Origin of the sequence: Streptomyces sp. CB02959 (genome assembly GCF_002803155.1) — a bacterium.
In the GTDB taxonomy this organism is placed as follows: Bacteria; Actinomycetota; Actinomycetes; order Streptomycetales; family Streptomycetaceae; genus Streptomyces.
The window spans coordinates 1-22,462 of the sequence record NZ_NNBP01000041.1; the positions used below are offsets into that span (position 1 = coordinate 1).

Below are 22,462 nucleotides of genomic sequence, written 5' to 3' on the forward strand. Positions count from 1 at the left end.
CCTGACCAGCCGAAGTCAGTACTGTTGCTCCGTCCCGGCAGGTACGCCGGATGGCGGTCACGATTTTCGGGACATGAATTCCTGGCGTCAGCTGCCTGGCCCAGCTGTCTGGTGGAATTTTTCAGCGAGCCGAAGGCTTCATCGCAGAGTAACGTCGCGGAGAGTGTTCCGGCAGTAGTCGCGAGATGGTCGGCCTTTTTGTGGCTGGCTGGGCCGTCTCCGCTGGGCCTTGCAATCGTCGAGGTGGGGGATTTCGCGCGCCTGAGGAGCCTCATGCAGATCTCCCTCGTCTCGTTCACCCGGCTTCCTTCGCTCACCGGGCTGAGGTTTTTTGCGGCGCTAGGTGTGTTCGTATGCCACGCCGCGCTCTTGACAGCCAGAGACGAAGGTGGCTGGCCTCCGCCTGTCCTCTTCCTCTTGGGGGCGGTGGGGGTCTCGCTCTTCTTCGTGCTCAGCGGTTTCGTGCTCACCCTCTCGGCGCAGTCGACAGACACGGCTCGGTCCTTCTGGCGGCGGCGAATAGCGAAGATCTACCCCAACCATCTCGTGGTATGGGTGGCGCTCATATCGCTCTTCCGGTGGGCGGGAATGCCCAGGCAGGATAACGAATTGCCGCATCCTGCGCCTTCGTGGCTGGGTGACCTGGCTAACGCCCTGCTCATCAATAACCTGATCCCGCTGCCGAAGTTCCTCTTCGCCGGCAACCCTGTGACCTGGTCCCTGACATGCGAGTTGGTCTTCTACCTCTTGTTCCCGCTACTGATTCCGATGGTGATGCGGCTCCGTCAGCAGTGGCTCCTCATCGCGGCGATTGGCGCTGTGGCGGCCACCTGGGTGATCCCGCTGATCTCGCTGGGACTGCACGGGCAGCTACTTCCCCATGGCTTCATGAATGGCAGACTCACTGCGCCTCAGTTTGGACTCGTTTATGGGTTCCCGCTAAGCCGATTGCCTGAATTCATCTTGGGAATGACCCTCGCCCGGATGCACGCGAACGGGTCCGTAGGTCGAATCGGAGTCATTCCCTCCGTCACCCTGTTGGCGGTCTGCCTGCCGTTGGGCATCGCAGTACTCCCCGCGCCCTTCTACTTCAGTGCGATCACGATCATCCCGGTCGCATTGACCGTGCGGGCTGTGGCTTCGGGAGACGCACACGGCGCAAGGTCCCTGCTCCGCACGCCAGGAATGGTGCTGCTGGGTAACGTCTCCTACGCCTTCTACCTGGTCCACGCAATGATATTGGCCGTCACCCTCTACTACTGCAGTGGGTGGGGAGCGGTGACCTCCGCGTGCGTCGCTTTCCTTGTGGCCCTGGTGGCGTCCTGGCTGCTGTACACACTTATTGAACGTCCCTGCTTCCAGCGCTTGACCACCGTAAATCACCGACCCAGCAGCCAACCCAAACAAATTGCACAGTCACCCATCACCGAACCCTCTTCACAGGGTTGATCGACGCCGAGGGCACCCGCCACGCCACTGGCGGAACTCCCAAGAAGGGTGGGCGCGGCATCGGGCAGGCGACTGCAGCCATCACCGCGCCCGCCATCGCCCACCGAGCCCGCCGTCGCCGAGACCTCCCTCGGAGTTGATCTGGTGCGGTCAGCGGTCAGTGGGGGTCGCCTATCCGGCCTGGTGGCTGGTGCCTGATTGGCGCTTCGGCCGGCCGGGCGGCTTCCGTACCTCCGCGCACAGACTGAGGGCTGCGCCGGCGAGGGCTGTGGTGTCCAGGAGGGGGCCGGTTGCGGGTGGGAGGTATCCGGCGGTGAGGGAGTTGTAGGTGAAGTGGGCTGTGGCGAAGGCGGCGACGACTGGGGCGGGCAGTGCGCGGGGGAGCCAGCGGGGCAGTGTGGCGGCGTCGCCGGTGAGGCAGATCCAGAGCGCGGCAACGGTGGAGAGGCCGAAGGCCGCGCGGTAGCCGCCAACGACCACCAGCCCGGCGCGGCGGGGGAACGGGGCGACCTCACGCAGCGAGAGCGCCTTGAGGTGTGCATGCTCTCCGAGGATGACACGAGCCCGTGCCGCAACACTTTTGCCGCGAAGACCCCAAAGAGGCTTACCCGCAAATGAATTGCTGCCTCGCAACCAGGTTGCGGATGTGTCTGTGCGGACGGCGGTTGACTCTTCTCACGTCGCCGGGGGCGCGTAAGGCCGGCCACTCCTCGCGCCGGGCGGCGGTGGTTGAACCCCCGCTTTCGAGGAGTCGCATCATGGGAACCACCCCGACCGCCCTGTCCACGCCATCCGCGGGTACTGGTGGTGACCATCTCCAGGCCGGCATCGCCGCTGCACTGTGCACCAAGGCCACGCTGCCGGCGTATGACGAAGTCCTCCGGCTGATCGACACCCAGGCTCACTCCCGGCTCACACCTGAGCCCCCGCTCGGCATTGACAGTGACGGGCGGGCGCGACAGCAGCGAAGACGGTGCGCCGGGGGGTACCACGGTGACCGTGGCCGACGTCACCCGTTCAAAACGGACAAACGATGCCATCATCGATGTCGTGCAATATTCAACCATTCGACTGAGGTGCGCGCCAGTGACGACGACAGGGCCGCCACCTCGCCTCGCCGGCCGGCTCGGCGCCAAACGGGCCGACCATGTGGTTCACGGCGCCAAAACCCTCATCGCGGCACTGCTCACCTGGGGCATCGTGGGCCCATGGTCCCCCGAGGGTCGGCCCTACATGGCGGTCGCCACCGCTCTGCTCATGGTCAACGCCTCCACTGTGTACCAATCCGTGACCAAGGCGACACAGAATGTTGTGGCCAGGGTGGCCGGGCTGGTCCTCGCCCTCGCGACGGCCCGGCTGCTGGGACCGACCGCGGGCGCCGTCGCGGTCATCGCAGTCATCGCGGTCCTGGCAGGACCCCGCCGCACCGCTGACGACCGTCTCCAGATCGCCTCCACCGCAGTCATCGCACTGGCCGCCACCGCAACCAATCCCATGGGCAGTCTCGTGTCCCCCGCGCTCCAGACACTCACCGGCGCGGCCGTGGGCATCGCGGTGAACGCCCTCGTCCTGCCACCGCTCTACCTGAACGAGTCCGATTCCGCCGTACGCGATCTCGCCCGGTCCATGGGACTCCTGTTGCAGGACATGGGTGGCGGCCTCTCTCGGCGGCAGCTCACCCCGAAGGCCCACAACTGGCTGCACCAGGCGCGCAACCTGGACAAACACCTCACTCGCGCAGAGGAACAGGTGCGACAGGCCGACGAGAGCCTGCGGTGGAACACACGCTGCGTCGCGCGCACGCGACGCAAGGAGACGAACTTCAACGACACATTCATGGCCTTGCGCGGCATGTCGATGCAGGTACGCGGAATTGCACGGACCCTGGCCGACAACGCACATGACAACCACGCCGATCACCACCTGGGGCACCAGTTCCTTGATCAGTACGCCGAAACCCTCCAACTGGCGGGAGCCGCCGTCCAGGCATTCGCCGAACCGGGCCCGGCGAGCGGCTCACCGGACGCATCTCCCCGTGAACGCTTGCGCGGAGCGATCGACGGCACGCTGGCCTGGCACGACACCATGACCGACATGATCGCCCGGGGCACCCTCGCCGAGCCGGGCGCCTGGCACGTCTACGGCTCACTCATGACCGACGCGGAAAGGCTGCTGGCCGACCTCGACCGCGCGGACGCGCACTGACCGAGGTTTTCACCGGTCCGCGCGGCCTTCGACGCGCCGGACTTTCAGGTCGGATCCGCAAATGCACCTGGTGTCGCCCCGTAGCGGATCAGTCACCCCGCATCCCGCCCCACCGGCACCCTCACGCCCCCTGCCCCACGCAGGGGCCCAAGGAGTCATGAGCCGAGGGCTACCGGCGCGCCCTGACGGGCAGGAGCTCCTGGGTCGCACCGCGACTTGCCCGACCGGGTGGTGGCGCCGTGAACGCCATCCGGCCGCTGGCCGTCGCACAGGCCTGCATCGCCCACTGGAGCCGGAGGGAAACAAGGCGTCACCTCCGGCCGCAGCCGTCGTCGATCAGGCATGGCGGCTCGGAGTAGTGTGCGGTCAACCGACCGCGCGTTTGGTGGCGTTGTGCTGCTGCCCTTGAGCGAGGGGCAGCATCGGCCGGCGCCGGAGACCGGGGCGGCGCTGCTCGGGTGCGACGGTGTACAAGCCGTTGCCCATGTCGCCGCGGCGAGCGAGTACGGCGGCCGGGCCGGGGCGCAAGCTCGCCGAGGAGCTGATCCGTCGGGGTCGCCCGTCTCGGCGGTCGCGGCCGGTCGGTCGGTGAAAGGGGTACGGCTTCAGCCTCAGGCGAGGCCAGGACCCTGGAGGGTCAGCAGCACCCGGACCGCAACACCCCGTTCCACTCCATCAACGGGCAGGTCACGTAGCGCCAAGTCGACGGCGAGCCGGTCGTCAGCATCGGCGCGAAGAAGAAGGAGCCGCTCCGCCAACCACTCGGCCCCGCGCGGCAGTCGACCGATGAAGCCACTGCAAATATTCCGACGCGACGGCTCTTCGGGGCATGGCGCACCTCACCCTCCAGATGGTTCATAATTCAACCACTTCCGTGTGCTGTCGTCAGTGCTTGACCGAAGGCAAGCCCCCGCGGCCTGTTGCGCAGGTCATGCGGTAAGCAAGGAGGAAAGATCACGGCATTCAGGATTACGCGACGCGCTGCTGTCGCGGCTGCTTCTGTGACGGTCGCAGCAGCCGGGCTCCTCGCGACGGGTGGTCCCGCCTCGGCAGCGGCCCCCCCGACCGACGACCGGACAGCCCCGTCTCCTGCCCTCGAACGAACGGGGTGCAGGCACGGGCCCGGTGACCATGAGGGTGTCGAATCCCATGAGTCCCGAGCGAGCCCGTGCCTGCCTCTCCTTCGCCTCCTGCCTCGTTCGCGCCGGCGCCGGTCAGGAGCCCCAGCTCTGCCGGGTGTCGCTCATCGTGAAGCGCAGCTTGCCGCCCTTCAGGAGGTCGGTGTGGCTCAGTACGGGCTGGTTGACGCTTCGGCCGTTCAGGGACAGTGACTTGATGTAGGGGTTCTTCGCCGCCCCCTTGGCGGTGATCACCAATGGGCGTTCAGCGGCCGGTAGTTGAACTTCGGCACGGTCGAAGAACGGACTGCCCACGGCGTACTTCGCCGATGCGGGGTTGACCGGATAGATGCCCAGCGAGGACAGCACATACCAGGCGGACATCTGCCCGCAGTCCTCGTTGCCGCTGAGGCCGTCCGTGCGGTTCGCGTAGTTCGCCGCGGCGATCTCGCGCACCTTCGCCTGGGTCTTCCACGGCTGGCCCGCGTCGTCGTACAGGTAGGCGGCGTGGTGGCTCGGCTCATTCGTGTGGTTGTTGTGTCCGCCGGCGAAGTAGCTGTCCAGCCACGACGCGAACTTCTTCTTGCCGCCCATCAGATCGATCAGGCCCGGCACGTCGTGCAGGACGTCGAGGGTGTAGACCCACTTGTCGCCCTCGGTCCAGCCCGACTCGTCGCCGGCCCAGGAGCCGTCGAGGTTGCGGGCCTGCATGAAGCCGGTGGCCGGGTTGTAGAGCTTCTTGTAGTTGGCGCTGCGCCGGAGGAACATTTTTGCGTCGTCGGTCTTGCCGACCGCCTTGGCGACCTGGGCGACCGCCCAGTCCTCGTACGCGTAGTCAAGCGTGCGGGACGCGGATTCGGCGGTGTGGTCGGCGGCGACCCAGCCGTTCTGCTTGTACGTGGTCAGGCCCGCCCGCGCTTCGACCGGAGTGCCCTCCTGGCGGTCGTAGTAGGCGAGTTCGGTGTCCTTGTCCGGCGGGGATGTCGCGTCCTTGTGCACCGCCTCGTACGCGAGCTTGCGGTCGAAGCCGGTGAAGCCCTTGGCGATGTCCTCGGCGATCACCGAGTCGGCGTTGGTGCCGACCATGATGTTGGTCTCGGTGAGGTTCTTCCACATGGGCAGCCAGCCGCCCTCCCGGTAGTCGTGGAGCATCGACGTGACCATGCCGTTGATCCGCTCGGGGGCGAAGAGCGTGAGGAAGGCGTTCTCGGCACGGTAGGTGTCCCACAGTGAGTAGCCGGTGTAGCTGACGCCGGAGTGGACCTGGTCGTCGTACGCGCTGTAGTAGCGGCCGTGTTCGGAGTTCTCCGACGGGTACTGCAGGGCGTGGTACATCGACGTATAGAAGATCGCCCGCTGATCGGCGGTCGCGCCTCGCAGGTTGACCCGGTTGAGCTTCTCGTTCCACTGTGCCCGGGTCTTTCCGGCGATCTGCTCGAAGGGCCGGTCGTCCGGGGCCTCGGCGGCCAGATTGGCGCGTGCCTGCGGCAGCGAGATGAACGATGTCGCGATGCGCACCTGGACGGTCCGGGTGCCGGAGGGGAAGCGTACGTACGCGGACAGGTCGCCGTCGGTACGGTCGTCCTGGCCCTCATGCAGCGCCGCTCCGGTGGCGGTGCCGTAGCTGTCGAAGGCGGTGTCGAAGCGGGCGACGAAGTAGCCCTTGAAGTGCGACGCCTTGAACGGGCCGAGGTTGCTGTCCTGGCGGTCGGGGTTGTAGCCGGTGATCTCCCTGGCGGCCGGATCGACGTGCACGTTGCCGGTGATGCCCGAACGGGTCGCCTGTAGAACGAAGTTGGTGTCCGTGCCCTCCGGATATGTCGTACGCAACATGCCCACGCGCGACGTCCCGGTCAACTCCGCCTTCAGCGTCCGGCCCGAACCGGCCTGCAGGAGAACCGAGTAGCGGTCGGGGGCGGCGTGCTCGTCGGCGTGGCTGAACGGCAGTGCCCGGTCGTCGACCGACGTCTTCACCGACCCGACGCCGGGCATTCCCGTCACGTAGCCGGAGTCGCCCATCCAGATCGCGGGCTGGTGGGTGCCGATGAAGCCGCTGATCTTTGTGTCGCTGTAGTGGTACGGGGTGTGGCTGACGTAGTTCTGCCGGGTCATCGGCGACCAGCGGGTCATGGCGAACGGCGGGGCGGTGCTCGGGATCATCCCGCCGTACTCGGTGTCGCTCTCGCCCGATGTGCCGATGAACGGGTTGACCAGGTCCACATTGGACCGCCCGGTGTCCGTCCGGTCGGCGACGGCGGACGACGGCGGGGCGAATGCCGCCACCAGCGCCATCGCCACAACAAAGGCCCACGCCAAGGGGATTGGGGGTCTGCCGTTGCGCATGAAGAATTCCTTCACTGGGTTGACATCGTTGTCAATTGCTCCTACGAGGGTGTGACGCGCCGGGATAGCCGACGATGGGTGTTGCCTCCAGGACGAGGACGAGGACGAGGACGAGGACGAGGACGAGGTCGAGGTAAGGGTTGGCGAAGAGGCCGGTCGGGTCAAGGGGGTCGCGCAGGGCCACGAAGTCGTCGAAGTGGGGGAGCGGGGCGCAGGGCCGCGGCGTCGAGGGCGTGCATCTTGCCCCAGTGGGGGCGGCCGCCGTAGGAGCCGAGGATGTCCTCGCAGGCCCGTCCCGGTCCGCGTCCCTGACGGCTTCGGCCACCTCGGCCGTGCTCTCCGGCCGGCGGACGAGCGCGGGCCGGGCCTCTTCGTTGCCGGTCCAGTTGCGCCATGTCTCGGTCGTGCCGGGGAGTCCGCTCTTGTGGTCCGACGGCTGCGGATGAGTGCATGCCCGCAACGCTGGCCGAACGCGAGGAACTGAAGAAGCACGAGCCAGCCACTGCCGCACCCGACGCAACCGACAGTGACACCACCGGCTGTAGTACTAGTCTGCTCATCTGCTCACCTGTCACGATAGGCACCGTTGCAGTACTAGGCGCGGGCGGGCCGCCGTGCGGCTCCCGAACCGGGCCTGAGACGAACGCAGTTCGCCAGATGCCCTCGTCGGGTGAACCATCGCCTTCAATGCGGAACGCACGACCGGCGCAAGCGCAGTGCGCAGCAGGAGGACACCGATCCTGTATGCCAGCGCCAACAGACCGCTCCCGTAAGGGAGTCACACAAGGAGGAATTAGTGATACGACGCCCTCGTTCCACCGCCGGCCGACTCTGTACGGCGGCGCTGCTGGCCGGCGTGCTCGGCGGCGCGACCGTGCTCGCTTGGCCCGTCCAGGCCGTCCCCGCCCGCACCACTGTGACCGTGGGACCCAGCCCCAAGGGACTGCTGTGGTCAGCTGACCCGCACGAGGGGGCGAGTGAGTTTTCGTCCGTCGAGTGCCCTACCAACGACTTCACCACGAAGACCGACACCGAAAAGGGTCTGGTGTGGCAGGCGAAACAGCGGGCGAACGTCGAACGTTGTGAACCGGTCGGCCCAACGGTGGCTTCGGGCAGCACCTACTACCTGGGCTGGTCGTCCAAGTTCCACATCACCGATTCGACCAGCCGTTACATCTTCCAGCTCAAGTGCAGTCCGAGCGACGGGACCGCGAACCACCCCGTCGTACTGGAGGTGAACCGCGGCTCCATCCAGCTTCAGAGCTGGACCCACCAGCACACGCGCATCGTTTTGTGGAGCACCAAGGCAGTTAACGACCGATGGAACGATTTCGCGTTGCGGATCTCCGAGGACCGGAAAAACGGCTCGATCCAGTTCTGGTTCAACGGCGTGCCACAGAAGCTGTCCAACGGGTCGTTCACCTTCACCGGAACGACCTACGACGGCACCCGCGATTACCTCAAATGGGGCCTGTACCACCCGGCACCAGAGACCGCGACCCAGTGGCTCACCACCATCAAGATGGGGCACACGCTGGCAGATGTGACGGGCTGACAGGGCGGTCGTCGGATTCGGTTTCCTCAACCGGCTGGCCTCCGCCTTTCAGGGCCTTCGGTGGTGGGGACGAGCGGGTGGGGCATGAGGTTATCCTGCAGTGCGCGGGTGCGCCATCAGGTGGGTGGTGCTGGATCAAGCGGCACGCACGGGGTCAGCGTCGGAGTGGGTGGGTGTTGTCGGGTTCGTCGCCCGCCCGGTGGCGGCGGGGCGGGTCTCATCGCTTCACCGCAATTCCGATGGCAAGGCACGCAACGACGAAGATCCGCGACATCCCCATCGGACTGCACGCGACCGGCACCCGCCGGGAGACCGACTCCATGGGGGCCATCGACGTCCCCGCGGACCGCAACTGGGGCGCCCAGACCCAACGCTCCCTGATCCACTTCTCCATCGGGGACGACCGGATGCCCAAAGCGGTCTACCGCGCCTACGGCTACGTCAAGAAGGCCGCCGCCTCCGTCAACGGGCGCGCCGGACGGCTACCGGCCTGGAAGTCCGACCTGATCCAACGGGTGGCCGACGAAGTCATCGCGGGCGAACTGGACGATCACTTCCCGCTCTACGTGTGGCAGACGGGCTCCGGGACGCAGTCCAACATGAACACCAACGAGGTGATCAGCAACCGCGCCATCCAACTGGCCGGCGGGGAACTGGGCAGCAAGTCCCCGATACACCCCAACGATCACGTCAACACAGGGCAGTCCTCCAACGACACCTTCCCCACCGCCATGCACATCGCCGCGGTCAAGGAGATCCACGAGCACCTGCTGCCCAGCGTGCAGGCGCTCCAGCACGCCATCGAGAACAAGGCCCGGCAGTGGCACGACGTAGTGAAGATCGGCCGCACCCACCTGGAGGACGCCGTACCCCTCACCGTGGGACAGGAATGGTCCGGCTACGCCCACCAGCTGCAACAAGCCATCGACCGGGTGACCAGCGCCGCCGCGGGCCTGTACGAGCTCGCCATGGGCGGCACCGCAGTGGGGACGGGGCGCAACGCCCCACCCGGATTCGGCGAGGAGGTCGCGGCGGAGATCGCCGACGCGACCGGCTACCCGTTCACCACCGCGCGGAACAAACTCGCCGCCCAGGGCGGTCTGGACGCCATGGCCGGCGCCGGCTGTTACGCGACGGCCCATCCGGGTACGCGTCTGCGCACTGAACGGACAAGTGCGCGGATCAGTCCTCACGACTGCGCAGAAAAGAGTTCAGTTCCCAGGCCAGAGGCTCGGGTACTGAACTCTGACTCCCATCCCTCCAGCAGATGGAGAATCAAACCTCTCTTCTGCGACCCCGGCTGCTCAGACCTGCACGCGCTGCCAGTGGCCCCGCCGGCGCCACTCGCCGTCGTCCTGCGCCCAACTCGTCACGAGGGCCGCGACCTCGTCGTGGCCCTTCATGGCGTAGGGCGGCGCCACGATGGTGCGGAAGTGCTGGTCGGGTCCGCCGTCGCGGTACTCCACGAGGCAACTCCCGTCCTCCGCGAGGTGGACCTGGATGTAGTGCTGCTCCGGATCGCGGCCGTCGGCGCGTTCCACGACGAGGAACGGAAGTGCCAGATTCAGTTCACTGAGGAGGTCGTAGAGGGTTTCCGGGGTGGGGTTGTCGTGGACGGCCCCGGTGGCGGTGTGGGCGCGGGTGGCGGTCACGAGGCTTCCTCCGGGCGCAGCACCGACTGCTCGGCCAGCGTGACGAGGTCGTCTCCGGTCGTCCGGCTCGATCCGTCCGGTCCGTGCACCGTCAGGTCGTCCCCGCACTCGGCCCGGTAGACGGCGCCGAGGCGGTTTTCCCACTCGACGTGGCTGCCGGGGGAGCCGGGCAGGAGGGACAGTTCGTGCCGCAGGATGTCCAGGGTCGCCAGGCCGCGGTCCGGGCCTTCGCTGTGGCTGCCGGTGCGCTCGTTGCGGTAGCGCATGCGCAGGAAGGGGACCGGGTCGCGCCGCAGTCGCGTCGGCTGGAGGCCGCGGTCGAATTGGTGGCGGGCCTCCGCGAGGGTCTCGGAGCCCGAGAACTCCTGCCGCCAGGCGGGAAAGAGCGCCACCGTCGCCTTGTGCAGGTCGGTGTCCTCCTGGCCGTGGTACTCGTGCACCTCCGGTCCGACGGCGGCGACCGTGTCGAAGTCCCACCCGGGGCAGGTGAGTCCGTCCAGTGTCACGAGCGGACGGTCGCCGCCGATGACCTCTTCTGCGCGGTCGCGGGCGAGTTCCAGCACGGCGCGGGCCAGTGCCGGGTCGTACTCGCCCATGACGCGCATCTCCAGTACGCGGTCCCCCGCGACGGTGGCGTCGAACGCGAAGATCATGCGTGACCAGTGCCAGGCGTCCGACACGCCGGGTACGGGCTCGGCGCCGGGCTGGGCGGCCAGCTTCGACGTCAGGTCCATGGTGGGTGGCTCCTCTGGGGGTGGGGTTCGTGCTCAGGTGCAGGAGTAGTTCGGGCCGGTGTTCTGGGTGTAGGTGGACGTCATCTTGCCTCCGCCGCTGGAGTTGTTCTTGCGGGACATGGGCTCCATGTTATTGGCGTCGTTGTAGAAGTCATTGCGGGTGGCGCGGTCGGAGTTGTAGCCCGTTTTGTTCCAGTGGTCGACGACCGGGTGCAGGTGCTCGTAGGTGAGCTGGTCCTTTCCGGCGGGCACCGACTCGCCCTTGGAGTTGAACCAGGTGAGCTGGTCCCTCGGGATCCGCTGGCCGGCCTCTGGGTGCCCGGCGGGGAAGCGCGGGACGCCGCCCTGTGCCTGGCCCTCGACCGTCCACTTGCTCGTCATGGCGTCGTGGGTCGACTGCCGGTAGCTGCCGGGGTATTCGGTGTCGCGGTTGTGGTTCGCCGGGCCGTTCGGGTTCGGGAGGAAGCGGCCGTTGGGCCCCCGCTGCGGCGTCAGTCCGAGGGGGTCGGCGACAGTGAGCGGGTTGTCGACGTAGGCGTAGTGGTTGGGGGCTGCCACCAGCCCCAGCGGGTCGGAGGTGAGGTACCGGGCCGTCTCCGGGTCGTAGTGGCGGAAGTAGTTGTAGTTCCACCCGGTTTCGGGGTCGGCGTACTGGCCGGGGAACCGCAGGGGGCAGGTGTCCGCCGGCCCGTCGCCGACCGGCATGCCCCAGGCGGTGGTGCGCAGCCGCCAGGTGATCCGTCCGTCCGGGGTGACCAGTTCCGTCGGGGCGCCCGAGACGTCGGTGACCACGGTGTGGAAGTCGACGCGGCCCCCGGCGTGGACGACGGTCTGGGTGAGTGGCCGGTGGGTGCCGGAGTGGTAGTCCCAGGTGGTCGCGGTGCCGTCCGACGTCACCTGCTCCGCGAGGCGGGTGCCGTCCCAGACGAAGCGGATCTCCTCGACCGCGTGCCCGTCGTCGTCGAGGCGGCGCTTGGCGGTGCGCCGGCCCGCCGTGTCGTACTCGTATGTCCAATGCGTGCCGTCGGCCAGTACGGCGTCGGTGAGCTGGTCTGCCGTGTTCCACGTGAAAGACGCGGTGCGGGTCTGGCCGTTGAGGAGCCGCGTGATGCGGCGCACCATGCGGCCGTCCTCGTCGTACGCGTAGGTGTGACGTCCGCACCGCTCAAGGCGGTTGCCGGTGAACGTGCGCTCCGTGCCGGCGTTCTCGTCGCCGGGGACCTCGGCGTGGGTGAGGTTGCCGGCGCTGTCGTAGGCGTAGGTCTCGGTCCAGTCCTGGGCGCGCACGGCGGTGACCCGGCCCTCAGGGTCGAGTTCGAAACGCCGTGTGCCGCCCGCCGAGTCCGTGATGCCGCGGAGGTGGCCGTCCGCGCGGTAGGCGTAGGCGCGGTGCTGGAGGGTGTCGGCACCGCGGGTGACGGCCTGCAAGCTGAGCCGGCCGACGGCGTCCCACTCCTGGGACAGGACGAGGTCGGGGCCGATGAGCCGCCGTACCTCCCGGTCGGCGTCGTCGAAGGTGAAGCCCACCTGGTCACCGCCGACGTCGAGGGCGGCCGGCCGGCCCGCGGCGTCGTACGACCACGTGGAGAGCACCCCGCTGGGGGTGCGCCGGCTGGTGCGCCGTCCCAGCGCGTCGTAAGTCCAGCTCGTCGTACGGCCGTTGATGTCCTCGGAGAGCTTGCGGCCGAGGACGTCGTAGGTGTGGGCGACGGTGGTGGTCGCGTTGGCGGACCCCAACAGGCAGCCGGCCGGGTCATACGCGAAGGTGGCGATGCCGTCGGGCGAGTGCTCCTCGACGGTGCGGCCCAGCTCGTCGCGGACGAACACGGTGGTGCGGCCGACAGCGGTGGTGCGGGCGGCGAGTTCGCCGGTGGGGTCGGGCCGGTACTCCACGGCCCGGCCCTGGAAGTCGCTCTCCCGGACAAGGTGGCCGAGCACGTTGTAGGTGTAGTCCCAGGTGTGGCCGCGCGGATCGGTGACGCTGGTGAGCCGCAGCTCGGTGTCGTGCGCGAAGGTGTGCGTGGTTCCGTCGGGAGCGGTGCGCGTGAGGGGGAGGCCGAAGTGGGTGTAGCTGAACCGGGACTCCTGGCCCAGGCGGTCGGTGTGGGCCACCATGTTGCCCTCACCGTCCCACTCCCATGTCTCGGTGGCGCCGTCGGCGAACTCCCGCCAGGCGGGCTTGCCTTCAGCGGTCCAGCCGAAGCGTTCGGTGCGGCCGCAGGCGTCGGTGTAGGAACCCACCCGGCCGAACGCGTCGCGCTCGACGACCGTGGTGTGGCCCAGCGGATCGGTGACGGTCAGCGGCAGGCCGGCCGCGTTGTTCGCCACCGTGCGGGTGTGACCGAGGGCGTCGGTGATCGCGGACAGCCGTCCGTCGTCGTAGGCGAAGCTGGTGACGGCGCCGGCCGGATCCGTGGTACGGACCTGGTTGCCGCGGGCGTCGTACTCGTGCCGCCAGGTCGCGCCGTCCACCTCGACGATCTCGACGGGCAGGCCCAGTGCGTTGTAGGCGGCACGGGTCGAGTGGCCGTCCGGGCGGGTGACGGTGGTGAGGTTGCCGTCGTCGTCGTAGGTGTAGCTGCTGGTGTGGCCGAGCTCGTCGGTGACCGAGGCCAGCAGGTCCGGGCCGGTCCAGGTGCGGTGCGTGCGGTGGCCCTCGGCGTTGGTCCAGCCAGTGAGGCGCCGCTGCTCGTCGTAGTGGTAGACGGTGGTGCGGCCGAGGGAGTTGGTGTAGTGGTTGGTGCGGTTGAGCGGGTCGTAGGTGAGGGTGCAGGACAGGTAGCCGTCGGATCCGGTGCCGCGCACGCAGCGGTCGGCGCCGTCGTACTCCCAGCGGTACCAGCCGCCGTTGCGGTCGACGCGTTCGAGGATGCGGCCCGTCTCGTCGTAGTGGAAGCGCGCGGTGTGGCCGAGCGCGTCGGTGACCGCGGTGAGTTGGCCGTCTTCGTAGCCGTAGCGGCGCAGCACGGTGCCGGCCTCGCCGTCCTCGGTACCGAGGAGGCGGAGTGCCGTGACGCGGTCGCTGTCGGTGTCGACGGCGATGCGGTACCCGCCGCTGTGCCGGATCTCGAAAGGGGTGCCGTCGTCGTCGCGCCAGATGTCAACCCGCTGGCCGTTGCGGTCGGTTATCGCCTGGAGGGGGAGGGTTACCCGGCCGGCCGCGGCCTGTGCCGGGGTCACGGTCGCCGGCAGGAAGTGCAGGGTGTGCCCGGTGCCGGGGTCGGTGACGAGGATCTCGCCGGCCGGTGTCCCGTCCCAGCGCAGCTCCCGGCGCGGGCCGCGGTCGGGGAGGACCGCGGTGTCCGGGGACGGGACGTCGTACGAGAGCAGCATGCCGTCGGCAGTGGCGAGCACGAGACCCCGCTCATCGGCCTCCAAGCGCTGGTCCAGGGTGGAGGCCCAAGAGCCGCCGAACCACTGGCCGTACCGGTAGGACGACAGGTGGGTGCGCTCGACGACGAGATCGAGCAGACCGGGCAGGCGGACGTCGGTCTCGGTGAGGATCATCTCGCCCGACACCAGGTCGATGGGGTCGCCGCCCTTGCAGCGCCCGCCCGCGGGTTTGGACGATCCGACCCCATCCCGATTCGCCCCGTCCCGCAGTGGTGCGGGGCCGGAGGAGTTCGGCCGACCCGATCCGGACCCCTTCACAGGCCCCTTGGGGCCCTTCAGAGGATCCTTGGGGCCCCCGCCCCCAGGCCCACCCGACGTGTGCGGTGACGAGGAGGGGGATACATGGGGACCCTTGGGCATGTCACCGTGCCGGCCCTTGAGGATGCCCTGCATCGCCGACGCGTGCTTGGCATCCGTTTCGGCGTGGTTCTTCGCCACCTGCCGCAGGCGGTCGCCGGTGTCGTGGTAGAGGTTCTTGACCGACTTGCCGGCGTCTTCGCCGAGGGTCTTGCCGAGCCGCTTCGCGCCGTCCTCCAGCGCCTTGACGATGCGGTTCGTCATGCGAAGCTCACCCCGCTCAGCTTGCTCTTGAAGTCCTCGGCGTGCGCCGACACCGTCTCGGCGTGCTTGGTCAGTGCCTGCGAGCGAGCGTGCAGTTCCTCGGGATGGACGCTGAAGCTTTCTCCCGCACCCCCGCCGGCGGGCGCACCGAGGGCCTTGGTGGTGCCTTCGTAGACGAGCCCGCTCACCGCGTTGCCGACCACTTCGACGAGCGGGGTGATGGCGGCCTCGATCACCTGGCCGATGACGTACTGCTCCAACTGCTGTTCCAGATAGCTCGTCGCCTTGCGGGCCGCCGCGATGATGCCGGCCTCCGCGACCTCGGCCAGACCGAAGGTGAAGGCCGCGGCGGCCTGGTCCGCGACGAACGACACGGCGAGCACGACCAGTTCGGCGATGGCCGCCGCCTTCATGCCCACGATGACACCGGCCGCGACGTCCAGGGCGGTCGCCACCGTATGGCACCCGGTCACCAACTCGTTCATGTGACTCGACGACATCTGGCCCCACTTGGCCATCAGAGCGTCGTAGGACGCGCCCTGGTAGACCGCGGACAACTGCTCCACCGACGAGGTGGCATCCTGGTGGCTCTGCTGGATGTTGTTCGCGAAATCCCTTACGTGGCCGCCGAATTCCCGGACCTTGTCCTCGTTGACATTCGGCCACTGGACGCCGATGAAGTCCAGAAGCGACACCACCGCGTCGGGTAGTTCAAGTGCCACCGCATTGCCCCCAGGTGAGAACCCGTCAGCTCCGTCGTCGCAACGTATCGCCGCCGGTCAAAGGGGAGGCAAAGCAAGGGTCAGTTTTGGTCCAGGCCCGTGGTGGAGCGGGTCGGGCGTGCCGAGCGAGACGCAATGCGGCCATCACCCCTGCGTGGTCTGCGCCGAGGACGACAACAGCGACGAGGGAGAGGGGCTGTGCCGGAGGGGAGTTCTGGTCCTACGCCACTGACCGTCTCGGTGCCCATCTGGAACGGCCGGACCGCAAGGACGAACCGGCCCGACGGCGTCCGGCGCGGCACCCCCACGCACCGTTGCCGAACCATCCCGATCGCTCCGCTATCGGGATGGTTCGGCGTCTTGCGCTCCGCCTGGGCCCTTTGGCAGGTCACCGGAAGCCGCGCTGCACCGCATGAGACGCTGCGGTCTTCCGACCCTGACCCATCGGGCAGGCCTCGGCGCCAGCCTGCGCGCCCCGGCGCACTCCATGGCCAAGCACATGCTCACCGCCCTCACCCGCGTGCTCGCCCGCGCACTGGAAGACACCCCGATCCTCGTCAACGCAGTCGACCCCGGAAGTACCGCCACCCACCCCGTGCCGTCGGTGGCCGAGACGGCGCAGCGGATTCTGCTGCGGCCTCCGCCCCGCCGGATCGGGCCGTTGCGGGTGGCCTGGCTGAATCTGGCCGCGGAGTAGGAGGCCCAGATCGGGGGCGACCTGTTGGCGGTCGCCCGCGCCGCTCATCCCTGCACTCGGGTGCTCATCGCCTGCCGCCCCCGGCCCGGCACTCCCATCGCGGCGGTACACACCGCCGCCGCCCTTGCAGCGGTCCGTACGGTCACGGTGATCGGCCGCTTGCTCGGCGCGGCCGTCGTCGGGGCGCGCATGGGGCATGCCCGGCAGTCGTCAAGGCTCCTACGGCGCCGGTGCCGAACCGGGGCCGGGTGCCACCGTTCGGCTGGCTAGGTACGTGCAATCGGTCGAGGAGTAGATCTTTGTGACTGTTCCTGTGGTTATGTGCTGAAGGCGTGACGGTGGCTGCCTGCTCCCCTCCAGGGGGGAGTGGCCCTGAGATGGAGGAGACGGCTGATGGGCAGTGGCGGACAGCCGTCAGCTCCCGGCCCGGCCGGGGGACCAAGGCGCCCGGCCTCGGACGAGGCGCACGCGCGGGGCCTCATGAAGCAGATCGCCACCGCGGCGGCCGCACGTGCCGCCGCGGTCGCCGCTCGCCTCCGGGCTGTTGCGCAGCGGGTCAGGGAAGTGCCTGCGCCTCCGGGGCCGTTCCGCCCTGGGTTCTGGCGTAGTCCGATCCGCGGGCCGTGGCTGACGTCGGTCTTCGGACTGGTGCTGCTGGTCGGCATCCCGGTGGTCTTCGTCACCGGGATGCTCTCCTATGCCGCCTACAACCCGGATCTGGGCCCGCTCAACGACATGACTCCCGACAAGGGTCTGCTGGGCTTCTACCTTTTCCACTGGCCCACGCATCCGTATTGGCTGTACCGGCTGACCCAAGGCGTGCACGTGACGCTCGGCGTCGTTCTCGTCCCCGTACTGCTGGCCAAGTTGTGGTCGGTCATCCCGAAGCTGTTCGAGTGGCTGCCGGTCCGGTCGGTCGCCCACGGGCTGGAGCGGTTGTCCCTGCTGATGTTGGTGGGCGGGGTCATCTTCGAGTTCGTCACCGGCATCTTCAACATCCAGCTCTTCTACGTCTTCCCCGGCTCGTTCTACACCCTGCACTTCTATGGTGCCTGGGTCTTCATCGCCGCCTTCGTCGTCCATGTGAGCCTCAGGCTCGGCCGGATGACACGCGCTCTGCGCTCTCGCAGTCTGGCGACCGAACTTCGCACCGACCTCGCACACACCCGGCCCGAGCCCCCCGACCCCGACGGACTGGTGCCGGCCGCACCCGCGGCACCGACGATGACCCGGCGCGGCGCCGTCGCGATGGTGGGGGCGGGGTCGCTGCTCCTGCTGGTGGTCACCGCAGGGCAGAGCATCGGCGGCCGGTTGCGCAACACTGCCCTGCTCGCCCCGCACAACCGCAACCCCGGCGGCGGCCCGACCGGTTTCCAGATCAACAAGACGGCGGCTGCGGTCGGTGTCAACCCTGCGCACGTCGGCCCGAGCTGGCGGCTAGAGCTCCACGGTCCGCGGACGACGCCGCTGGTCTTCACCCGTGAGCAGCTCCTCGCGATGCGCCAGCATGCGGCCGCGCTGCCGATCGCCTGCGTGGAGGGATGGTCCACCGATGACCAAGATTGGAGCGGCCTACGACTGACCGATCTCGCCGCTCTGGCCGGCCTTCCTGACGCCGGAAGCGTCCTGGTCGAATCGGTCCAACCGCCCGGCCCCTACAGTTCGGTGGTCCTGCGCGGCAACCAGATCCACGATCCCCGGGCCCTGCTCGCCCTCCGCGTCAACGGCGCGGACCTCTCCCTCGACCACGGCTACCCGGCCCGCGTCATCGTCCCGGCCAACCCCGGTGTGAACAACACCAAGTGGGTACACCGGCTCACCTTCAGGACGTGACCATGGCACGCTTCGTCCGCTGGTACGGCTCCGGGCCCCTGCACCTTCTCGTTCTGCTCTGCTCGTTCGCCCTCACCGCCTACGCCATGGTGCGCCTGTTCGCCGTCCGGCCGCTCGGCGTGGCGATCTGGTTCGTGGGAGCGGCGATCGTCCACGACCTGATCCTGCTGCCTCTGTACTCGGTCGCCGATCTGTCGGCCTACTCCGTCCTGCGGCACCGTCCGGGCCGCGTACCGCAGATGCCATGGATCAACTACCTGCGCGTTCCCACCTTCCTGTCCGGGGTGCTGCTCCTCGTGTGGTTCCCCCTCATCCTGGATCTGGCGATCCCCTACCGAGGCGACACGCGACTGCCCGAAGGCGTTTACCTCAGCCGTTGGCTGGCGATCACCGGTGTGCTCTTCGGCGCCTCGGCGCTGGCTTTCGCACTCAAACTGCGCCGCGCCAGTCGTGCCGCCCGCGCCGACGAGAAACGCCCCCCGCCCGGCCCCGACGGACGGCCGTGACGACCGAGGAGAACCGACCCCAAGCCGCACACCAGGATCCCTACGCACTGGCCCTGCGAACCGGCGGCGGGCCGGTGTACCTACGGCTGGCGGACGGACGGTGGACCTATTTGCCGGTGCACCGCTGGCACGCGCAGCCCACCACGGCCGACGAGACACTGCTGGTGCGATGCGACAGCCCCGTTCTGGACGTCGGCTGCGGACCGGGCCGGCTGTGCAGGGCGCTCCTGCACCAGGGCATCTTCGCCCTCGGCATTGACGTCGCCCCGCAAGCGGTCGCCCGCACCATCGGTCTCGGTGGGACGGCACTGTGCCGGTCGGTGTTCGGCCCCCTCCCTGGTGAGGGAGCCTGGCAGACCCTCCTGCTGGCCGACGGGAACATCGGTATCGGCGGCGACCCCCGTGCCCTGCTTCGACGGTGTACCCAGCTCGTCGCTCCGACAGGTGTCCTGCTCGTCGAGGTGGAGCAGTTCGACGTTGCAGAGCGCTGCACCGCATGGGTGGAAGACACCCATGGCCGTCGGGGGGCGCCCTTTCCGTGGGCACGGCTGGGCGCAACGGCGCTTGGCCGCATCGCGCCGGAACTCGGCCTCAGCGTCACCGACGAGTGGCAGAGCGATCACCGCAGCTTCCTCGCTCTCAGCCCGCAGGGCTCTTCCCGGCGTCCCGGCTGACCGGGGAACGGCGATGCGGTGGCGAAGACATCGATCGGGACCCGGTGACAACCGAGCAGGTGGCCTCGCCGGATCGTGGCACTCCGTCATGACAACAGCGGCGGCGGGAGGTGCGGCCCGCCGATGGTGCCGCTTGTGTGAGATCAGTTCGCCGCGCAGGGAGGCTGCGATGGATCAACGACCGGCACCTCATGTGGGCCTGCCCCGATGGCGGCCCCCCAGCAGGTCCTGGCCGAGCCCGAGTCAGACGGGTTTCGATCGGTGAGCGCGCGACCGATCGGTGACCATGCCCTGCTGTCCGACTGCCGCTCGGCCGCCCTGGTCACCTCCGACGGCTCGGTGGACTGGCTGTGTTTTCCCCGCTTCGACAGCCCGGCGATCTTCGCCCGGCTCCTCGACGAGGACGCCGGCCACTGGTCCATCCGCCCCGTAGGACCCGTCGATGTCAGCCGCCGCTACGTCGAGGAGACCCTCGTTCTGGAGACGACCTTCCGCGCAACTGGAGGCACAGCAGTTGTACGGGACGCCCTCGCCCTGGGGCGGCGCGAGCGCGGACACGCAATCGGCGAGGCTTCCCCCGGAATTCTGCTGCGTCAGGTCACCTGCACCGAAGGAGAAGTGACCCTCGACATCGCCTACGCGCCACGCCCGGAGTTCGGACTGATCCATCCGCTCCTGTCACCAGTCCGGGGCGGGCTTGCCGCGTACGGCGGCGCCCACGTGCTCCTGCTGTCGAGTCCTGTCGAGCTGGCGGTGAGCGGCTCCACCGCGCACGGACGGTTCGCACTGCGGGCATCGGACCGCCTCGGCTTCGGTTTGCATGTCGTGCCGGCGTGGGGAAGCGAGCCACTGCGCTGGCGGGCGGGGCGTATCCGGCGGCGCCTGAACGACACCGTCGAGGGCTGGCGCTCGTGGTCCCGACTCCACCGCGGCTACGTCGGACCCTGGCAGGACGAGGTGGCGCACAGCGGACGCGTGTTGCGGGCACTGACCTTCGCCCCCTCGGGGGCCATCGTCGCCGCGGCCACCACCTCACTGCCCGAGTGTGTCAGCGGTACACGCAACTGGGACTACCGCTACACCTGGGTCCGCGACGCGAGCTTCACCCTGCAGGCACTTTCCACCGCCGCCTGCGAGAAGGAGAAGGACAAGTTCTTCGGCTTCCTCGCCCGGGCCGCGGCAACCCAGCTCCACCGCGGAGTGAACCTGCAGATCATGTACGGCATCGGCGGTGAACGCGACCTCAGTGAGCGGCTGCTACCCCACCTGGCCGGCTGGCGCGACAGCACTCCGGTGCGCACCGGCAACGACGCTTGGCGCCAACGCCAACTCGACGTCTACGGCGAACTCCTCGACGCCGCCCACGAGACCCTCCCACCCCGAGAGCACCTGGATCCGCCCACCCGCGCCTTCCTGGTCCAGGCGGCCGACACGGCTGCCCGTCGCTGGACCGAGCCCGACCAGGGCATCTGGGAGAGACGCGGGCCGAGCAGGCATTTTCTGCACTCGAAGCTGATGTGCTGGGTCGCCCTGGACCGCGCCATCGCCATGGCCCCCACGCTTCAGGCCGACGAACGCGTACCCCACTGGCGGCAGGAGCGAGACACGATCCGCCAAGCCATCGAAGAGCGCGGCTGGAGCCCCCGTTCGGGTGCCTTCACCCAGGCGTTCGGCAGTGACGAACTCGACGCCTCGGCGCTGATGCTGCCCATCGTCGGCTTCCTGCCTCCGCAGGACTCCCGCGTCCAGTCCACCGTGCTGGCCGTCACCACCCACCTCACCGACCGCAACGGCCTGGTCCGCCGCTACCTCGGCGACGAGATCGAGGAAACGGAAGGAGCCTTCCTGCTGTGCACCTTCTGGCTCGCCCACGCTCTGGCCGTGACCGGCAACGTCGTCCGTGCACGGCAGGTGTTCCAAACCGCCCTCTCACACGCCAACGACGTCGGTCTGCTCGCCGAGGAGACCGACCCCGTCACAGGAGAGGCCCTCGGCAACTTCCCGCAAGCCTTCAGCCACATCGGACTCATCAACGCCGCCCGCGCCATCCGCGATGCCGGGCAGCAGCCCCCACCGCAAGGAGCCGAGCACCAGCCCCCGGCATGAATCGACGACTTCCGCATGTACGCCGTCAGGGAGAGACCAGCGTGGATGACTCATCCTGCGCGCCCCTCTCCCTACAGTGAGCGGCATGCGAGGACTGCCACCTCTGGCGATCGCAGTGGCCACGGCGGCACTGCTGACGTGCGCTGCCTGCTCCGGCACCTCAGGGCCTGCCTCCGGTGCACACACGCCCACCACGCGCACCACCACTGCGGCCGCCGGCCCGTTCACCCTCACCCGGGGGCAGGGCTTCGACCGCTCCGGAGCGTTCACCTCACTCATGACCTGCGACGATCCAAGGGACTACTCGCCGGGCCTGAACTTTGCGAACGTGCCGACCGGAACAGCCGAACTCGCCCTGACCATGGTCGACCTCGATATCCACAAGATTCACTGGCTCCAGCTCGGCATCCCCGCACGTGCCCACGGCATCAGCGCCCACCACCTCCTCCCCGGTGCTCGTGAGGCACTCAACGACTTCGGAGAAGCCACCTATGACGGACCGTGCCCACCGCACGGCAGCACCCACAGGTACCAGCTGACGCTATACGCGCTCCACGAGCCGATGCCGACAGCCTTCGACGGCAGCACGCCGCCTGCCCGGACCCTGCAGGAGATCAAACGGCGCGCATTCGCCTCAGCGGCGCTCGTGGCCCCCTACACACGCCACTGACGCAGGCTCCGATCGCCATCGACCGAACCGTGAGGACCGCGGACCGCGCCTGGGCTAAAGGCCTGCAGGGGGCGGGCATGCCCGGAACTTTGCCGGGGGTCTCGTAGAGGCGAAGGCCACCGAGGTCTCCCTCGCCGCCGCCTGACCATCCTGCCAACTCGCCGAGGGCCGCGCACCGCAGAGGTGCGCGGCCCTCGCTTCGGAGCGAATGCTCACACCCACGAGGTGTGAGACGTGAGCGGAC

17 protein-coding genes are annotated in these 22,462 nt (G+C 68.5%); 10 read left to right on the forward strand and 7 right to left on the reverse strand.

All coding sequences use genetic code 11. The features are described from left to right. On the reverse strand, positions 1 to 275 hold a 275-nt coding region (locus tag CG747_RS48935; protein WP_219621623.1), incomplete at its 3' end, for a hypothetical protein. On the opposite strand from CG747_RS48935, the gene CG747_RS41660 reads away from it, so the two are divergent. Continuing rightward, entirely contained in the window at positions 274 to 1,449 is a 1,176-nt protein-coding gene (locus CG747_RS41660) for an acyltransferase (protein ID WP_100607112.1), read from the forward strand. The two genes, CG747_RS48935 and CG747_RS41660, sit on opposite strands and share 2 nt — an antisense overlap. A 171-nt stretch (positions 1,450 to 1,620) precedes the next feature. On the opposite strand, the gene CG747_RS41665 is transcribed toward CG747_RS41660, so the two are convergent. Beyond that, positions 1,621 to 1,929, reverse strand: a complete 309-nt coding sequence (locus CG747_RS41665) for a hypothetical protein (RefSeq protein WP_100607113.1) — start codon at positions 1,927 to 1,929, stop codon at positions 1,621 to 1,623. Between the two features lie 519 nt (positions 1,930 to 2,448). Between CG747_RS41665 and CG747_RS41670 the strand changes: the two genes are divergently transcribed. Beyond that, positions 2,449 to 3,654: an aromatic acid exporter family protein gene (locus tag CG747_RS41670; protein WP_180985944.1), complete on the forward strand. Its 1,206-nt coding sequence runs from the start codon at positions 2,449 to 2,451 to the stop codon at positions 3,652 to 3,654. Between the two features lie 1,214 nt (positions 3,655 to 4,868). Here CG747_RS41670 and CG747_RS41675 read toward each other — a convergent pair. The 3 genes from CG747_RS41675 to CG747_RS50845 are packed head-to-tail and all read right to left on the reverse strand — an operon-like array spanning position 4,869 to position 7,675. Further along, complete coding sequence (locus CG747_RS41675) at positions 4,869 to 7,115, reverse strand: GH92 family glycosyl hydrolase (protein ID WP_100607162.1); 2,247 nt, start codon at positions 7,113 to 7,115, stop codon at positions 4,869 to 4,871. A gap of 31 nt (positions 7,116 to 7,146) precedes the next feature. Then, on the reverse strand, positions 7,147 to 7,299 hold the full coding sequence (locus CG747_RS50840; protein WP_219621624.1) for a hypothetical protein: 153 nt from the start codon (positions 7,297 to 7,299) through the stop codon (positions 7,147 to 7,149). Continuing rightward, the gene (locus tag CG747_RS50845; protein WP_308303842.1) at positions 7,277 to 7,675 is read right to left on the reverse strand and encodes a D-arabinono-1,4-lactone oxidase; all 399 of its coding nucleotides are present in this window, start codon (positions 7,673 to 7,675) and stop codon (positions 7,277 to 7,279) included. The genes CG747_RS50840 and CG747_RS50845 overlap by 23 nt, the downstream gene beginning before the upstream one ends. 236 nt (positions 7,676 to 7,911) lie before the next feature. Between CG747_RS50845 and CG747_RS41685 the strand changes: the two genes are divergently transcribed. Both CG747_RS41685 and CG747_RS41690 read left to right on the forward strand, forming a co-directional pair. Beyond that, the gene (locus CG747_RS41685) at positions 7,912 to 8,670 is read left to right on the forward strand and encodes a heparin lyase I family protein (protein WP_100607116.1); all 759 of its coding nucleotides are present in this window, start codon (positions 7,912 to 7,914) and stop codon (positions 8,668 to 8,670) included. A gap of 239 nt (positions 8,671 to 8,909) precedes the next feature. Then, positions 8,910 to 10,442, forward strand: a complete 1,533-nt coding sequence (locus CG747_RS41690) for a lyase family protein (protein WP_100607117.1) — start codon at positions 8,910 to 8,912, stop codon at positions 10,440 to 10,442. A 647-nt stretch (positions 10,443 to 11,089) separates the two neighbouring features. Here the strand turns inward: CG747_RS41690 and CG747_RS41700 are convergent. Further along, positions 11,090 to 15,010 carry a DUF6531 domain-containing protein gene (locus tag CG747_RS41700; RefSeq protein WP_100607119.1) on the reverse strand — a complete coding sequence of 1,307 codons (3,921 nt, stop codon included), beginning with the start codon at positions 15,008 to 15,010 and terminating at the stop codon, positions 11,090 to 11,092. Further along, positions 15,007 to 15,732, reverse strand: a complete 726-nt coding sequence (locus tag CG747_RS41705) for a WXG100 family type VII secretion target (RefSeq protein WP_100607120.1) — start codon at positions 15,730 to 15,732, stop codon at positions 15,007 to 15,009. The genes CG747_RS41700 and CG747_RS41705 overlap by 4 nt, the downstream gene beginning before the upstream one ends. Before the next feature lie 487 nt (positions 15,733 to 16,219). On the opposite strand from CG747_RS41705, the gene CG747_RS50290 reads away from it, so the two are divergent. The 6 genes from CG747_RS50290 to CG747_RS41740 all read left to right on the forward strand — a co-directional run bounded on the left by CG747_RS50290 (position 16,220) and on the right by CG747_RS41740 (position 22,218). Continuing rightward, the gene (locus CG747_RS50290) at positions 16,220 to 16,429 is read left to right on the forward strand and encodes a hypothetical protein (protein WP_257981079.1); all 210 of its coding nucleotides are present in this window, start codon (positions 16,220 to 16,222) and stop codon (positions 16,427 to 16,429) included. Positions 16,430 to 16,909: 480 nt separating this feature from the next. Continuing rightward, positions 16,910 to 18,262, forward strand: coding sequence for a molybdopterin-dependent oxidoreductase (locus CG747_RS41720; protein ID WP_100607121.1), 1,353 nt, complete (start codon positions 16,910 to 16,912; stop codon positions 18,260 to 18,262). A 2-nt stretch (positions 18,263 to 18,264) separates the two neighbouring features. Beyond that, entirely contained in the window at positions 18,265 to 18,768 is a 504-nt protein-coding gene (locus CG747_RS41725) for a hypothetical protein (RefSeq protein WP_100607122.1), read from the forward strand. After that, the gene (locus CG747_RS41730; protein ID WP_100607123.1) at positions 18,765 to 19,442 is read left to right on the forward strand and encodes a bifunctional 2-polyprenyl-6-hydroxyphenol methylase/3-demethylubiquinol 3-O-methyltransferase UbiG; all 678 of its coding nucleotides are present in this window, start codon (positions 18,765 to 18,767) and stop codon (positions 19,440 to 19,442) included. Before CG747_RS41725 ends, CG747_RS41730 begins: the two co-directional genes overlap by 4 nt. 261 nt (positions 19,443 to 19,703) lie before the next feature. Further along, positions 19,704 to 21,548: a glycoside hydrolase family 15 protein gene (locus CG747_RS41735; RefSeq protein WP_100607163.1), complete on the forward strand. Its 1,845-nt coding sequence runs from the start codon at positions 19,704 to 19,706 to the stop codon at positions 21,546 to 21,548. A gap of 85 nt (positions 21,549 to 21,633) precedes the next feature. Next, a complete protein-coding gene (locus CG747_RS41740; protein WP_100607124.1) occupies positions 21,634 to 22,218 on the forward strand; it encodes a YbhB/YbcL family Raf kinase inhibitor-like protein in 585 nt (194 codons plus the stop codon). Positions 22,219 to 22,462 lie beyond the last annotated feature (244 nt).